18 protein-coding genes are annotated in these 15413 nt (G+C 43.7%); 4 read left to right on the top strand and 14 right to left on the bottom strand.

Annotation, left to right across the window (positions count from 1 at the left end):
• Positions 1–23: 23 nt before the first annotated feature.
• From BUA83_RS09020 to BUA83_RS12670, 4 genes are all read right to left on the bottom strand, one after another.
• Positions 24–932 (bottom strand): HNH endonuclease signature motif containing protein, encoded by a 909-nt coding sequence (locus BUA83_RS09020; protein WP_072935924.1) that lies wholly within the window; start codon positions 930–932, stop codon positions 24–26.
• Positions 910–1572, bottom strand: coding sequence for an OmpA/MotB family protein (locus tag BUA83_RS09025; RefSeq protein WP_072935925.1), 663 nt, complete (start codon positions 1570–1572; stop codon positions 910–912). The genes BUA83_RS09020 and BUA83_RS09025 overlap by 23 nt, the downstream gene beginning before the upstream one ends.
• A complete protein-coding gene (locus BUA83_RS09030; protein ID WP_072935926.1) occupies positions 1572–3434 on the bottom strand; it encodes a hypothetical protein in 1863 nt (620 codons plus the stop codon). Before BUA83_RS09030 ends, BUA83_RS09025 begins: the two co-directional genes overlap by 1 nt.
• Positions 3435–3866: 432 nt before the next feature.
• Positions 3867–4025, bottom strand: a complete 159-nt coding sequence (locus BUA83_RS12670; RefSeq protein ID WP_159430502.1) for a hypothetical protein — start codon at positions 4023–4025, stop codon at positions 3867–3869.
• Between the two features lie 87 nt (positions 4026–4112).
• Here BUA83_RS12670 and BUA83_RS09035 point away from each other — a divergent pair, with 87 nt between their 5' ends.
• A complete protein-coding gene (locus BUA83_RS09035) occupies positions 4113–4565 on the top strand; it encodes a hypothetical protein (protein WP_072935927.1) in 453 nt (150 codons plus the stop codon).
• A 70-nt stretch (positions 4566–4635) separates the two neighbouring features.
• Here BUA83_RS09035 and BUA83_RS12675 read toward each other — a convergent pair whose 3' ends face one another.
• The 6 genes from BUA83_RS12675 to BUA83_RS09060 all read right to left on the bottom strand — a co-directional run bounded on the left by BUA83_RS12675 (position 4636) and on the right by BUA83_RS09060 (position 9192).
• A complete protein-coding gene (locus BUA83_RS12675; protein WP_159430503.1) occupies positions 4636–4803 on the bottom strand; it encodes a hypothetical protein in 168 nt (55 codons plus the stop codon).
• 154 nt (positions 4804–4957) lie between these two features.
• Positions 4958–6514, bottom strand: a complete 1557-nt coding sequence (locus BUA83_RS09040; protein ID WP_072935928.1) for an ABC-F family ATP-binding cassette domain-containing protein — start codon at positions 6512–6514, stop codon at positions 4958–4960.
• A gap of 18 nt (positions 6515–6532) precedes the next feature.
• On the bottom strand, positions 6533–7147 hold the full coding sequence (locus tag BUA83_RS09045; protein ID WP_072935929.1) for a hypothetical protein: 615 nt from the start codon (positions 7145–7147) through the stop codon (positions 6533–6535).
• Positions 7148–7184: 37 nt separating this feature from the next.
• Entirely contained in the window at positions 7185–7568 is a 384-nt protein-coding gene (locus BUA83_RS09050) for a C-GCAxxG-C-C family protein (RefSeq protein ID WP_072935930.1), read from the bottom strand.
• Entirely contained in the window at positions 7568–8332 is a 765-nt protein-coding gene (locus BUA83_RS09055; protein ID WP_072935931.1) for an exodeoxyribonuclease III, read from the bottom strand. The genes BUA83_RS09050 and BUA83_RS09055 overlap by 1 nt, the downstream gene beginning before the upstream one ends.
• Entirely contained in the window at positions 8329–9192 is an 864-nt protein-coding gene (locus BUA83_RS09060; protein WP_234988315.1) for a DNA-3-methyladenine glycosylase family protein, read from the bottom strand. Before BUA83_RS09060 ends, BUA83_RS09055 begins: the two co-directional genes overlap by 4 nt.
• Positions 9193–9472: 280 nt before the next feature.
• Between BUA83_RS09060 and BUA83_RS09065 the strand changes: the two genes are divergently transcribed.
• The gene (locus BUA83_RS09065) at positions 9473–10252 is read left to right on the top strand and encodes a transporter substrate-binding domain-containing protein (protein ID WP_072935932.1); all 780 of its coding nucleotides are present in this window, start codon (positions 9473–9475) and stop codon (positions 10250–10252) included.
• 123 nt (positions 10253–10375) lie between these two features.
• On the top strand, positions 10376–11473 hold the full coding sequence (locus BUA83_RS09070; protein WP_072935933.1) for a flavodoxin: 1098 nt from the start codon (positions 10376–10378) through the stop codon (positions 11471–11473).
• Positions 11474–11503: 30 nt separating this feature from the next.
• On the opposite strand, the gene BUA83_RS09075 is transcribed toward BUA83_RS09070, so the two are convergent.
• Positions 11504–12001, bottom strand: coding sequence for a pyridoxamine 5'-phosphate oxidase family protein (locus BUA83_RS09075; RefSeq protein WP_072935934.1), 498 nt, complete (start codon positions 11999–12001; stop codon positions 11504–11506).
• A 653-nt stretch (positions 12002–12654) separates the two neighbouring features.
• Here BUA83_RS09075 and BUA83_RS09080 point away from each other — a divergent pair.
• A complete protein-coding gene (locus BUA83_RS09080; RefSeq protein WP_072935935.1) occupies positions 12655–13410 on the top strand; it encodes a hypothetical protein in 756 nt (251 codons plus the stop codon).
• A gap of 54 nt (positions 13411–13464) precedes the next feature.
• Here BUA83_RS09080 and BUA83_RS09085 read toward each other — a convergent pair whose 3' ends face one another.
• The 3 genes from BUA83_RS09085 to BUA83_RS09095 form a co-directional block, all read right to left on the bottom strand.
• The gene (locus BUA83_RS09085; protein ID WP_234988309.1) at positions 13465–14670 is read right to left on the bottom strand and encodes a multidrug effflux MFS transporter; all 1206 of its coding nucleotides are present in this window, start codon (positions 14668–14670) and stop codon (positions 13465–13467) included.
• A 130-nt stretch (positions 14671–14800) separates the two neighbouring features.
• Positions 14801–15079 (bottom strand): DUF4160 domain-containing protein, encoded by a 279-nt coding sequence (locus BUA83_RS09090; RefSeq protein ID WP_072935936.1) that lies wholly within the window; start codon positions 15077–15079, stop codon positions 14801–14803.
• Positions 15063–15344, bottom strand: coding sequence for a hypothetical protein (locus BUA83_RS09095; protein ID WP_072935937.1), 282 nt, complete (start codon positions 15342–15344; stop codon positions 15063–15065). The genes BUA83_RS09090 and BUA83_RS09095 overlap by 17 nt, the downstream gene beginning before the upstream one ends.
• Between the last annotated feature and the right edge of the window lie 69 nt (positions 15345–15413).

A 15413-nucleotide genomic window follows, 5' to 3' on the forward strand; every position in this document is an offset into this window, starting at 1 on the left:
GCGCAATACAATAAACCTTTGAATCAATGGAGCTGCTTAAATCCACCTTCTATTTCATGAATATGGTCATGGCAGTCCTCGCATATGACTGCTAAATTCTTGGGAGAATTATTTCCCTTATTGTGATCTTTATGGTGAATCTGCAGAGCGTCCGGGCGCTTCCTCTGTCCGCAATATTCACATTTGAAGCCGCGTGATTCCTTTAATTCGAATTTTTCCTTACCGGTTAATCTATATGCATCATCCAAGGACGCGGCTGCCGAATACAAATTCAGCTTACCGGCAAAATATTCATCCTCTACCTTTGCAAAGAATTCTTTGATGCTGAACCGTCTTACTATATTAAACCGTCCCGCAGGATCACCTCCGTTATACCATACCCCAATTCCTGTGTTGTTACAGTACCGATTAAAGTTTTTCCAGTTTAACATTCTCAGACAGCTTTGACATACATGAAGGCGCTCTGTTCTCCCTTCTTCCTCAAAAAATATTTCTCCATCGTAACCTTTTACCTTCAGGTTGACTATAAACTCCCCGCTAAGATTATTTGTGACGACATATCTTTGAAGTTTATTTTTGCGTATATTCTCCTGCAGCTGTTCGCAGTAGCATATATGAAAAGGATTGAATTTTCCTTTTTCATGCTGTTCCATGGAGTGGTATTGGTCTTTAATATAAACCATCATGGGGCGGCGTTTGTAAAAAATGAAGCTGTTAGGGCTGCAAAACTCTATATTTTCGTTTCGCAGTCCATTCTCAACCTCAAGGCCCGTTGTTTTCAGCTTAAGCTCTAGAGCATGATCTATCTTCGGCAGCTGAAGCTTTCTCCTGGCCAGTTCCACATCTTCCCCGGAGATATTCAATTTTTTCAGAACCGCAGCAAAGGCATTCATAATTCCACGATGCTGCTCAATACCTGATTTCTTCGCCATATAATTTTCTCAACTCCTGTTCTGCGTCAGTCAGGACACGGAATTCGACACGGCGGTCATTTTCTGCGTTGTCAGACGCATGACCGTAGGAAAGTCCGTTTGCCGTAATATAAGGCTTCAGCCATTCCTTATCATCCTTCTGTCCCGCCCTGGGAAATACGTATTGAAGAACATTCCTTGCTCTGTCCTGGGACAGCTTCATATTGTAAAGATATGCCGCATCCGATGCAGCATCGCCATTCCATTCCTTGGATGCATGCCCTTCTATACGTATCTCAGAGATTTTACCTTTATACTTGTCGCTTTTCAAAACTGCGACATATCTCGGGAAAAATGAATTCAAAATCTCCTGAAATCTTGGCTTCAGGGCAGAGGCCCCGACATCGAAAAGTACATCCGGTTCCTTAAATTCAACAGCCATTGTTTGGGGATTTATTATTGCCCCCCATCCCTTTAATTCCTCTTGTGAAAATTCCTTTGAGAGATCCGCATATATTTCTCTTTTGGTCTCTAAATATGTGTTTTTATTTTGCTCAATCTGATACAAAAACGAAAGTGCAATAAAAAGAAATACCATCATCAGCCCTGTCATAAGGTCAGAAACTGACTCCCAAAAATTTCCTCCTTCTCTGGAAAACATTATTTTTCACCTCGTGATACAAGAAGTCTGTCGACTTCTGCGATTTTTTCTGTCAATGTCTCATAGTTTTCAACCATCTGCTCTGAAATCTTAGCCAGCGTACCTGCAAGAGTTTCTACTGCCTGTTCTCCCTGTTTCCCCGTATTTTCAGTGATTGTCGCGAACTGCGCATTAAGCTCGGCTATAGCTTCAGTAATTGCCTTATTGAAATCAACATCAAAGCCTTCCAGCGTACTGCTGATACGCTGCAGTGATTTTTCCATCATAGTGTCATATTTATCGAGCTTGTCGCTAATGCTGAGATAGAAATCTTCACTGACTTTATTGACCATTCCAAGACTTTCCTCAAGCGCCTTCTGTTCCTTGCTCCAGCGTATTTCCTGTGCAGTGCCAAGGTCGTCGATTTTCTCATTGATTGTCCGACTATACTTTTCAATCATCTTTTCGGAGCTGTTCATCATGCGCTCGTTCATTTCCTTTGCTTCCGCCGCAATGCTTTCCATCGCAGAAGATGCCTGGCGTGCAAATTCATCCATATTATCCTTGTTCTGACGGATATAAGCATCGCTTTGTCTGCTGAACTCTGTGACCGCATTTTTCATGTTCTCGCTGTTTTTGATTATTTCCTCTCGCGTCTGCAGCAGCTCCTGCGCAAATCTTTCATTAAGGGATGCATAGTCTTTATATCCAGTCAGACACTTGTTGATGTTCTCAAGAGAATCCTTTGTTTCAGGTACCACCTTCTGAGAAAACTCGAAGAACATCGAGTTAGCCGCTTTCATTTCCTCGGTAGCGTCTACAATCGTCTGCTTGTAATCTTTCTGCCATTCATTAAGCTCTTTGACCGACTCATCGAGATGACGGAAATTATCTCCCAGCTGTTCTGTCAGCTGCTGATTAAGTTCCTGAATAGATTTATTAAGCGCTTCGATAAATGCTTCATTGTTTCTCTTGGCCATGTCATCCAGGAATTTATCAAAGGATTCCTTCATTCCGGCTATCTGGGCAGTATTTCCTTCAAGCTGCTCCAAGGATGCCTGCTGAGATGCAATGCTCTTTTCGTGAAAAGCATTCGTTATATTAATCAGACTGAGGGAGTTTTCATATGACTCTTTTGTAGTTTCTGCCATAGAGCTGATATTGCTGCCCATGCTTTCCAGCAAGGCGGCCTGTTTTGCATTCGATTCATTTAACTGCATGCTCAAACCGCTTATTTGAGTCCTCATAACATCTGCCAGGTTATTCATATTCTGCTGAGCAGCTGCAGTTCCCTGGGTAAATGCTCTGAGCGCCTGTCCAAGCTCTGATAACTGTGACCCAAGCTCTGCGGAATTTGTACGTCCTATGCTTATGTTAACATTATCAATCCCTTCTTTAATCTGCGTCAGGCCTTGTGTCAGGCAGTAATATACCTGATTAAGAACATCATTATTTCTCTGTCCTACGCTTCTATCACCACTATCAATTCCCTCTTTGACTTGCGTCAGACAGTCATACAACCGGTTAAGAACATCATTATTTTTCTGTGTGATTTGTTCTTTGCCTTCAATAACATCTGACTGCTTCGATTTTATGTATATGCCAAAACCCATACCCAGCAATGAGGTTACAAAGGCTGTCTTCATTCCGCTTAGGAATGCTCCGATGCTTTCTGCGATATTTGTGCTGTTAAAATTGAATAAAGCGATTGTGATACCGATAAAGGTAAAGAAAACACCTACCGTCAGAGCATTTTGCGCTCCGTTATCGACTCTTCCCTCTTTTACCGCATTTAATGAGCGCTTTCTAATAAACAAAAGTCCGAAAACACATAATATACAGCATACTACTGTTGTTGAATCCCAATTAAAAATATTCTCCATCCTTGTTATATCCTCCTAAGATAATTGACCATTCCCCATACTTGGAACATGGTATTCTAAAATAAGTACAATGGGCTTGAACGGTGCTCTTTAAGGCTGACTGTTGTTCATTAAACAGTTCTGTAAATTTGCACCTCACAAGAACAATCTCAGCATTAATACGCCTGCCCTGCCCTTCACCACCTTTCAAAAAGCTCCATACCAAGCAAACAGACAAGTTCATTCTTTTATTCAATCATGATATGAATCAATTTGTTTAAATTTTAATGCTGATTATGACTATTTAGTACTTAATGCACATTGGCATAGTCTAAATGTACTTCACAAGTGACCATTATACCCTCCCTTTTATAGGCATTTCAAGATAAATAGTGTAGGAACTTAATAAAAATTCTAGAATTCTTCATTATTGAGGTAAAATATCATCTCCTCTCAGAATAATAGAACCGCGTGCTTGGCAAATGTACAACCGACTCCGTGTGCGGTAACAATCTCCGCTTCAATGGTAATCTGCTCTGAAATACTCTTCCACTCTGCGAAATTAAACGGCCAGGCTGCAAGCAAAAAGAACACAATCAACCATTTCTTCATAATTTTATTTCTCCTTTTCTATGGCAAAATTTTCAGTATTGCTATAAAATTAAGCTCAGAGAATCCATCAAATGAAGGAGTGGTAAAATGTTTAATTTGAAAGCTACTATAGTTCCTTTTGAGGGAGTCGGAGATTTGAAGCTGTATGCTACCTATGAAGAAACCGTAAAGGTTCTTCAGGCCTCCGAAACATATTTTCAGGAAGAAGACTGGGAAGACTACACCGGCGAATCAGGCGAACCGCTGAAAATCATTGTTGTACCGGACTATATGATGCTCTATTTCACAAAGGGAAAGCTGTATAAAATCTCTGCGCTGCATGACTATCAGGGCAAGCTTCCCAATGATGTATGCGTAGGAATGGATTTAGAGAAGGCCCAGGGCCTTGATGACGGTCTGAAATTTGACGAAAAGGATCAGATGTACACCTCCACTCTCGGTTATATAGTTGAGGACAACCTTGACCGTCATTGCATTGAAAGCATTATTATTTTTATCAAAGAGCTGAATACGCCAGATTTCAAGGCAGGAAACTGGTAATTATTTTGAAGTTACGGAGCTGTGAAAAGAACTGTTTCACGGCTCCTTTTGTTTTCTCCTAAAATCTTTGTTAATCCAATCCAAAAAAATTACAGATTCCATAAAGCCCTAATATTGCCATACCATGAACGGCTCCCATAGGAAAAATAGTGTAAAGAAACGGCACTACAAAGATAAAAAAGAGACATAAGCAAGCACATCCACACCCCCATTTACCGGAGTTTTTATCATCATTCATTTGCATCGCTCCCTTGCTGTCATTTGTGATGTATCTCACGTATTGAAGTATAGAGGTTTTATGCATAGGGAAAGAGACAGTTTTCGTAGGAGATAAAAAAGAGCCATGACAAAACTTGCATTTTGTCATGGCTCTTAAAATATGTAAGCTTCAGTTATACAATTTTCGTGGACCAGGATTCGATGTTCCACACAGAGTCTACCCAGCCCTCGTAGAACTCCGGCTCATGGGATACGAGAAGGATAGTCCCTTTATACTCCTGCAGAGCGCGCTGCAGTTCCTTCTTGGCTTCGACATCGAGATGGTTAGTCGGCTCGTCAAGGACGAGGAGATTTACGGGCTTCTGCATTATCTTGCAGAGGCGTACCTTTGCTGCCTCGCCGCCTGAAAGCGCCATCATTTTTGTCGTGATATGTTCATTGGTAAGTCCGCAGCTTGCCAGTGCCGCACGAACCTCGAAATTCGTCATTCCCGGATATTCCTGCCACAGCTCATCAAGTGCCGTGTTGTCATTTCCGGCCGCGCTTTCCTGCTCAAAATATCCTGCCGTAACGAACTCGCCCAGCTCGATTTTTCCCGAGATTGCAGGAATCATACCAAGAAGTGTTTTTAAAAGTGTAGATTTACCGAGACCGTTCGTTCCGCGTATTGCGATTTTCTTTCCACGCTCCACCGTAACATCAACGGGATTCGTAAGAGCGGAATCATAACCCAGCACCAGACGTTTTGCTTCGATGACAAATCGTGAGGGGGTGCGGTCGGATTTAAAGTTGAAATGCGGCTTCGGTTTTTCCTGTCTTTTCGTGAGGACTTCCATTTTATCCAGACGCTTCTGACGGCTGTTCGCCATGCCGCGTGTCGCGACGCGTGCCTTGTTGCGGGCGATGAAATCCTGCTCCTTCTTAATCTCTGCCTGCTGCCTTTCGTATGCAGCATCCTCCTGACGGCGTTTCAGAGCTACCATTTCCTCGAAACGCTCGTAGCTTCCCGTATAACGATCCAGATGGAAATTGTCCACATGATAAATGACGTTTGTGACTGCATTAAGGAACGGCACATCATGGGAAACGAGAATAAAAGCGTTCTCGTAGTTCGTCAGATACCCCTTGAGCCATTCAATGTGTTCAGCATCAAGGTAGTTTGTCGGCTCGTCCAGCAGGAGAATTTCAGGATTTTCCAGCAAAAGCTTTGTCAAAAGAACCTTCGTACGCTGACCGCCCGAAAGCTCGTCTACTTTTCGGTCGAGTCCTATATCGCGAAGCCCCAGGCCTCCTGCAACCTCTTCAATTCGCGAATCAATAGTGTAATAGCTTCCCGCTTCCAGCATATCCTGAATCTCGCCCACGTCCTTCATGAGCTTATCCATTTCCTCAGGGGACGCACTCTCCATTTTGTCGTATGCCTCAAGCATTTCCTTCTCGGCCTTCACCATATCATCGAAGGCTGTGCGGAGCGTGTCACGGATTGTCATCCCGGGTTTCAGTACAGCGTGCTGGTCAAGATAGCCTACCTTTACACGGCGTGCCCACTCTACCTTGCCTGCATCCGGCGAAAGCTGCCCCGTGATAATTGCCAAAAAGGTAGATTTTCCCTCTCCGTTTGCACCAACAAGGGCAACATGCTCTCCGCGGTTCAGCTTAAAGCTCACATCCTCGAAGATTTCACGCCCTCCGTAGCTGTGTGAGAGATTGGATACGTTTAATACACTCATTCAAAAAAATTCCTTTCGTTATTTCTTTTCTTCCTTTAATTCCTCTGCATGCTTCTTTTCTTCTTCAATGGAATGCTTCACGATTTTCTTGTCCTGTTTCTTGCAAAACTCAGCTACTTTTTCAAGCTCAACTGCGCCAAGAGTTCCCGGCTCTGCCTTTGTCACATTCCCTCCGGAAATAGAAAGTCCGTCATGATTCGGCTGCCCCAGCTCATCATAGGTCACCGTCATAGAGCGCAGGATTGTTCTATCCTTCATATTTATTATGTGAAGCTCCACCATTTCCGCTATATCTGCACGGGCACGGTCTGCTTCATTTTCACTTTTCGCAAGACGTCTGCGTTCCGCCGTCTTAAAATCCCACTTAGTCCAAAGTGTTACAATATCTCGGTTAGGAATGAGTTTCGTCTTTTTATTTTCTTTCTTATCCTTCTTATCCTTTTTGTCTTTCTTCTTATCTTTATCTTTATCTTTTTCTTCCGTCTGTTCCTCTATCTGATACGTCACTGAATCAGCGTCAAAAAACACCTGTACGGCGTCATTTTCATACATCAGCTGCCACTTTGCCGCAGAAGCATTCCCAATCGGAAAAAGAATAAACAGCGCAAAAATAAGCGCCACAATACGTTTCATCAAAAATCCCTCCATATAAAGAAAGAACTTACCCTGTTCAGCCGAGCACTCCGTCTGCCGCATAAACCGCATTACGCACGCAGTCATCGCAGGAGCAGAGCATCTTCCCCGTTCCAAGCCCTTTGAGGTCACCGCATATGGTCGCGCCGGAACGTTGTTTAAAATTCTGAAGCACATCCTTCATCAACATTTTCGTCGGCTGACTGCTTTTATTCATAAGTCCCATAGCAATTCCTGCCCCACACAGCGCACCGCATGTCGCTTCAGCACATCCCATACCGCCGCCGAAGCCTGAACCGAGTGCCATGAGTTCTTCTCTGCCTTTCCCTGTTTCCGCCTCATATGCCATTAGCACCGCCTGGGCGCAGTTCATAGTTTTTTTATATTCCACAGCCTTTTCGGCTCGTTCCCTAGTATCCATTACTTACCCTCCATATCCAGCTCCAGCCCAACCGGGCAATGGTCACTTCCAAAAATTTCATTATGAATCGTAGCGTCTTTGATAGCTCCCCGCAGACGCTCTGACGCAAGGAAATAGTCAATACGCCAGCCTGCGTTTGTATCACGGGCCTTGCGAAGATATGACCACCAGGTGTAAATGCCTGTACGGTCAGGATACAGCGCACGGAAGGTATCTATAAACCCATGCTGCAGAAGCTCAGTAAATTTCGCCCTCTCCTCATCTGAAAAGCCTGCGTTATGATGATTTGTTTTCGGATTTTTGAGGTCAATTTCCTGATGCGCAACATTAAGATCGCCGCACACCACTACCGGCTTTTTCGCATCAAGTCCGCAGAGATATTCGCGGAATGCATCCTCCCACTCCATGCGGTACGGCAGACGTGCCAGCTCATTTTGGGAATTCGGCGTATAGACCGTAACAAGATAAAGCTCAGGCAGCTCAAGTGTTATTACACGGCCCTCATGGTCGTGCTCATCTACACCGATGCCATAGGAGACATCCAGCGGCTCAATGCGCGTAAATATTGCCGTTCCCGAGTATCCCTTTTTTTCTGCGCTGTTCCAGTACTGCTTGTATCCTGTAAGGTCAAGAATCGCCTGATCAGGCTGCATCTTCGTTTCCTGAAGGCAAAACGCGTCCGCATTGAGCTTCAAAAAAGATTCCATGAAGCCTTTTTTGAGACAGGCACGAAGTCCGTTTACATTCCACGAAATGAATTTCATACAGATACCTCCCTTGCATTCTTGTTACGATAATATTCGAACAAATATTGTTGCATTACTCCGTTGTAGGGTGCATAAGCATCAAAACGGTAATTCTTTCCCCCGTCATACACCTCGTCCAGCACGCGTAAAATCCATACATCCCTCGGAAAAGCATCCAGATGGTGAAGCCCGAAAAGAGATACACACTGGGCAACCTTTATGCCGACACCATAAAGCTTTTGGAGCTCCACAAGGCAATCCTCATGAGAAAGCGCCGAAAGCTTCCGAAAGTCTATCTCACCGCGAAGTGCAGCCTCTGCCGCGGCGCGCACATACTTATCCCTATAACCCAAGCGGCACGACGCCAAAGCCTCATCAGATAACGAAGCAATCTCCTCTGCCGATGGGAACATATACCATTCTGTCCCGTCCTTCGCCGTTTTCTTCTTTCCTGCAGCACGGCATACCGCCTCAACAGCCTGACGTATTGCAGGAATATTTTTTCGTTGACTTATGATGAACGTAATGAGCATTTCCCACGGATCCTGCTTCAGGATTCTTATTCCCTGTCCAAGCTTTGCCGCCTCGAAAAGCACCGGGTCATCCTTTTTTTTAATTTTGCCGCGTATTGCACGGTAGCTGCGTACAAGGTCAAAATAAGGGCGCCATATACTGTCGAACTCTTCCTCAGTGCAGTCGACTTCATAATCCTGCGGGCCAACCTTCCGAATAAAAAGCAGGGAATCCCTGAACGGAATACGGAAACCGTCCCCATCCCTCTGCCAACGGAAGCATTGTCCGCTGTCTGCAATTTTTTCCAGATCAAAATCATCCTCGATACGAATGACAAAAACCCCTCTCATACCAACCTTTTTCATATTGTACAATATATTACCTCTTTTTGTAAAAGTGATGACAAAGAACAAAGAGGAATACGTATCGCTGTTTGCCGGCGATATTTCCTTCCCTATGCCAATATGCGCGCCGACATAGTCGGCATTAGTTTCGCAGCCGTTGCCGCTGTTGTCACGAAAAACATTTTTCTTGGACCTCTCTGCTATATATGTACAAAAGTCTTTTTGTATTCCACACTATTGACACTCGTAAGTGTAAATTGATATAATTCCTTCGTATATTGATTTTAAGGAGGTCAATCCTATGTCCATCAAAAAAGCTATTCTCTGCGCCGCTGCCGCGGCTGCCCTCATGCTCCCCGTCTCCGATGCCGATGCCGCACGTCTCGATGATATCGCGGAACGCGGCACAATCCGCGTCGGCACGACAGGCGATTACCGCCCCATGTCATATTACGATGCAGAAAAAGGAACCTACGAGGGCTTTGATATAGAGCTGGCGCAGAGGATTGCGGACACGCTTCACGTCAAAGTTGAATTTGTAAAGACCAGCTGGCCAACGCTCTCAGCTGACACACAGGAGGATCTCTTCGATATCGCAGTCTCCGGTATTTCCCGTACCTTTGACCGCGAGCGGACAATGGAGCTTTCCGAGGCCTACTGCTTCGCAGGAAAAACAATCCTCTGCCGCGCCGATCAGGCTGCACGCTTTAAATCCCTTGAGGACATCAACCGTCCTGATGTGCGTGTCATGGTAAACCCCGGCGGAACAAACGAAAAATTTGCCCGTGCGAAACTGGACAAAGCACAGATTATCGTTCATCAGCAGAATGCTGAAATCCCCGGTCTGATTTCCGAGGGCAAAGCCGACATAATGATTACGGAAACCCCTGAGGTCGGTCCGTATATCCGCAAGCACGCAAACCTCGCAGCACCCCTCGTCGAAAAACCCTTTACAAAATCTTCCTTTGGAGTACTAATGAAAAAAGGCGATCAGGAATTCCTTAACTACATCAATTTCGTTATTCAGGAATTCAAAGCAAACGGAACCATGGACGAACTCAAACAAAAATATATGGGCTGATGATAAAAAATCCTTCTCCGAGCGGGAAGGATTTTTTCATTTACTGCAGCCACTTCCACCATCTCTACACATCTGATAAAATTTGAACAAAAGCATAATTCAATCAAAATGGCGGTGTAACAAATGGGAAAAACAGCTGCAAAAAAATGTATAGATATTTTATTACTGCTCCTGTTCTTCATTGAGCTTGGCGGAATGTTTTTCCCGAGCCTTTTACATGAGCTGCTGGGCTTCTGCCTGCTTGCTTTGGTTTTGGTTCATAACGCAATAAACAATCAATTTTATAAAAATTTCTTTCGCGGCACCAACAACACTCACCGCACAGCAAACAAAATCAGCATAATTCTGTTCGGAGTCAGCCTTCTCATACTTGCTGTTTCAGGCATCGCCCTTTCCCCCGACCTCCTGGCAAATGCACATTTCGCCGAAAATCTGAATTGGCGTTCCATTCACCTCGGTGCAGCAATCGCGGCACTGATACTGCTCTTCACCCATCTTTTACTGCATGCAGGGCGCTACATACACGGCCGAAGATTCGTCATCGCCGCAGGAGCCGTATTTGTCCTCGCCGCAGCAGGAATTTTCGGAATGCCCTATCTCGACCGCTGGTTCCATCAGGTTCATGTCGACAGAGAAAAAATAGTACAGGGAGAAAAAGTGCCATTCCGCGGACGTGTATTAACGGTATATTTCAGCCGGGTAGGAAACACGGATTTTCCACCGAATGTTGATGCAGTATCAGGGGCCTCCGTCATGAAGGACAAGGAAACCATAATCGGCAATGCCGAAATGATTGCAGCCATGGCACATAATGCCGCAGGCGGCGAAATATATGCTATCAGAACCGAAAAAACATATCCTGCAGGCTATATTGATACGACAAAAGAAGGCAAAAAAGAAATAGCAGCAGGCGAACGGCCCGCTATTCGTGAGCCTTTTCCTGCTGCAGAAGAATATGACGTAATTATCCTTGTATATCCGCTTTGGTGGAACACAATGCCCATGGCTGTTGAAAGCTTTTTGGAGCGCTATGATTTATCAGGAAAAACCATCCTTCCGATAGTAACCCATGGAAGCGGAGGAGCAGGAGACAGCCTTTCCGCACTGCGCCGGGCTACAAATGCCACAGTAGCATCCGACTGTCTGACCATCTACAGCAGCGATATACCTGCATCCAGACAGGCAATCGCGGATTACCTGAAAAAATATGCGGTGAAATAGAATTTACTGATGCCCGAAAATACGGCACGCTCATTTCTGCTTACGCACAGCCGCGAGCTCCTTGGCCTCTTTCCCCGTCATATGCTCTATATCCATCACCAAAACATAAAGCGCATTCGAAAGACTGCTTATCTCCTTCTCCCTGCTCTCAGCCGACTCGCCGGGAGAATACTTATCTGCAAGCAAATCAAGTCCATGACGTTTTTCCGCATCGTCATCAATAATACTGACGAAACCAAAAGCAATTACACTGCGAAAGTATGTCGTAAATTTTTCAGGCACAACCTTATCCTGTTCGATGATGCAAAAAGATGCCTTAGGATTGCGCCGCAAAGCATCCAGCTTATGCCCGTTTTTTGCCACATGAAAATAAAGCCGTCCATCATCATACGCAAAAGAAAGCGGCACTGCGTAGGGATAATCATCATCCCCATCCACCGCCAGAACACCGGAAGTTGCAACCTGCAAAATGCGATCACATTCCTCCTGCGGCAGCTGCTGATTTTTCCTTCTCATTTCCCTGAACATAAAAATCGCCCCTTATCTATCAGCAAATTTTTGCTGTATTACAAATTAAATTTTAAACTAAAAACCACGATAAAACCATTCAATTTTTGCATGATTTTTATCGTGTTTTTTTTGAATTTTTGTATGAAAATTTTTCCATAAAAACATCAAAATTTTGAGTGATTTTTTGCGTTGAAAAAAGCATCTTTTTTTGCTTAAATTTCGGCTCAAATTTTCAAGAAATTTTACACCCCAAAAAACAATCCCACAGCGTTAAAAACAATGCTGCATTTCCTTATAAAATCAACGTTTTGCGCATTACATTCCGAAAATAATTTTTAGCATTTTTAATCAAAATTTCTGCCTAAAAAGCTGCGCATTTTTTGACGAAAATTACGTGCTAAAAAATCGCAAAATTTATCATCAAAAAACATAATTCAACGTTCCCGAATATATAAAATTTGGAGTAACGAAAACAAGGTTCTGAAAAAGACCACGCTCACTTATGGGTTTCTATGTTAAGAAACCCCGTTCGGACCGCATCCATAAAGGATTTGCGGTCACTCAAAAAATAAAATTCATGCCACTCGCCTACGCTCCTTGAACTACGTTGTTTGGGGTTCGTTTTATGGTTTGTATAAATGGCTTAATTGAATAAATAAGAGGGATGAAATATGGCAACATACCATTTCACAATGAAGAATGACTCCCATAAGAACGGGAGCAGAATTGAAGGAAGAAAGAAAATTGATTACATAATGCGTGGGGGAAAATATAAAGATATTGATGAAGAAAGGATGCGTGAACACGATAAATTTCTGAATGGATTAATCTTAGATTCTAAAGAAAAAGAATACATAAATTTGAACCAGGAATACCTTTTATACGAAAGTCCATATGGCAATATTAAGATGGATCAGCACGGGAAAATATGTGTTACAAGAGATGCATCTATCGAAACAATGGCAATGGCATTATCTCTTTCAAATAATATATTTCATGATAAAATTGCTGTTTTTGGAAGCGAAAATGATATCGCAAAGCTTTTGGTTTCTGGTAAAGAAATGGACTTAGATATCCAATTTGCATATAAGCAAATTAATGATTCATACTTGAAAATTTTGGAGGCAGACAGAAATGAACGAAGAAATGACAACGCAAGATTTGGACAAGGAAAAGCTGGAAAAAGCAATCGAAAAAACGGAAGAAAAGAGATTCCACCCCTCACCTTGCTTGAATCAAATCAAACAAGATTTACTACTGGAAAACGACTCGATTCGGTGCCTCTCCTGTCCGAATGCCCTATGGTATTTAATAGCAGAACAGAAGCTGATTTACTATTGCATGGTAATGAAATAATGGGATGTCACGTAAAATATAGAAACTTTAAATCAATGACAAAAATATTCCTCTCATCATTGCAAAAATAACCCCTGCAAAAGCATTAACTGCTCTGCAGGGGTTGGTGTTTTCAGTTTAACGAACTACGAATCAGATTTTTTCTTTTCCGATGGTGCGACAAAAATCTCGCAGCAGAGAAGAGCGCCGAGCGTACCGCATACCATCAGCACCGCCATAGGCCTCGCGTCCATTTCGCCCATGATGCCCACAAGAGGTGCCATTATGCCTCCGGATATCATAGAGAAAAATCCGATAAGCGCGGCTGCGCTGCCTGCCTTTTTCCCTTGGGTGCGCATTGCCATAGAAAAGCTTGAAGCGCCCATGACAGATACTATAGGCACTGCCACAAGGAGAGCTCCCACGGCCGCTGCAAAGGGGCCGTGAAGCCATACAACAATCGCAAAAAGAATGCTGCCGACCAATCCTTGCGAAAGGGCGTAACGAAGAAGCGAAATGTCACGAACACGACCTGCAAGACGCGCAGGAACAACTCCGAAAATACCTACCGCTATACCAATCGTGCCAAAAAGAATGCTGTATTCCTGCGGCGAAATACCATAGATATTTTGAAACACAAAAGATGAGCCTGCTATGTACGAAAAGAATGCCGAAAAGAAAAAGCATTGTACCAAACACTGTCCGAAAAATGCACGGTCATGGAGAAGCTCTACAAAGCTTTTAAAGCTGCCGCCCATGCTTTTTATCCGCCGTTCATCAGGAAGCGTTTCATCCATACGCAAAGAGCCAAGCATAAGTACAAGTCCCACAAAGCACAGGAAAACGAATACACCGCGCCAAGAAACGAAATAGAGAATCTGTCCCCCAACCACAGGCCCGAGAACAGGCGTTATTCCGTTTACCAGCATCAGGAGCGAAAAGAACCTGGTTAGGTCAGCTCCTGTGTATAAATCCCTGGCAACTGCCCGCGCCGTTACGATACCAAAGGCACCTGACAAGCCCTGTATCAGACGCATTACGAGCAAAGATATGATATCCGGTGCCATCGCGCAGCCCAGAGACGAAAGCATGAATACCGTCATTCCTGCCGCAGAGGGATATTTCCGTCCGAAATGGTCACTGACAGGCCCGGCCAAAAGCTGGCCGATTGCCATTCCTGCCATGGACATTGTAAGAGTAAGCTGAATGAGCGACGCTCCTACCCCCAGCTCAGTCGTCATCTGCGGAAGTCCCGGCAAATACATATCCGTAGAAAGCGGCGCCATCGCCGCAAGAAAACCAAGGAAAGATATATCCTTAATCCTAATACCTGTTTTTACATTATCAGTCAAACAAAATCCACCTTTGCTGTCAGTTACTACGTATTTTATAACCAATAATTCTGTACGTTAAATAAAATGCAAAATAATAAGGATGCTGTAAACATCCTTGATAATTTCTGCTAAAATTTTTAACAACACCTTAGCAATAAAATGATATTTCATTATGAAAATCATACCACTGCTTAATAATTGCTTCTGACCTTGCTTCGATTACGAACATAATATCTCGCAGAACTCGTTCAGGAATCTTGGAATTATTATGCGCCAATAAGCATTTGCCGGTACGCGTAATCCATACCTTTGTTGCGGATGCCGATGGTGTACCCTGCGTTATATGCACATGAATTGGCTCTAATGGCTCACTTTCATTCGACCAAAAAAATACCAAGTATCCCGCAATCTTAAAAATTTGCGGCATTACCCAGTCCTCCTTGCCGTGCAAATTGAATAATCAGATGTGCAGTTGACTGAACAATCTCCTTTAAGCTAGCCAATTCCTCTTCATCAAATCCGTCAATTTTATCCCATTTATAGGCAGGTAAATAGCAATAAGCAGATTTGAAACCAAGGTGAATTGGTTTCTCCATGTAGACTTTTACATATTCCTTTCCCTGCTCATCGAAAAGGACATCTGAATGCACAATCTGAGTACCATCATTTAGTTCCATAAACTGATGCATCATATAATTCACATCCCTTCGAGCACTTTCTTTTTTAGTATAGCATAGGCAGCACTATTATTCCATTTCTCA

The sequence above is a fragment of the Schwartzia succinivorans DSM 10502 genome (assembly GCF_900129225.1).
Taxonomy (GTDB): domain Bacteria; phylum Bacillota; class Negativicutes; order Selenomonadales; family Selenomonadaceae; genus Schwartzia; species Schwartzia succinivorans.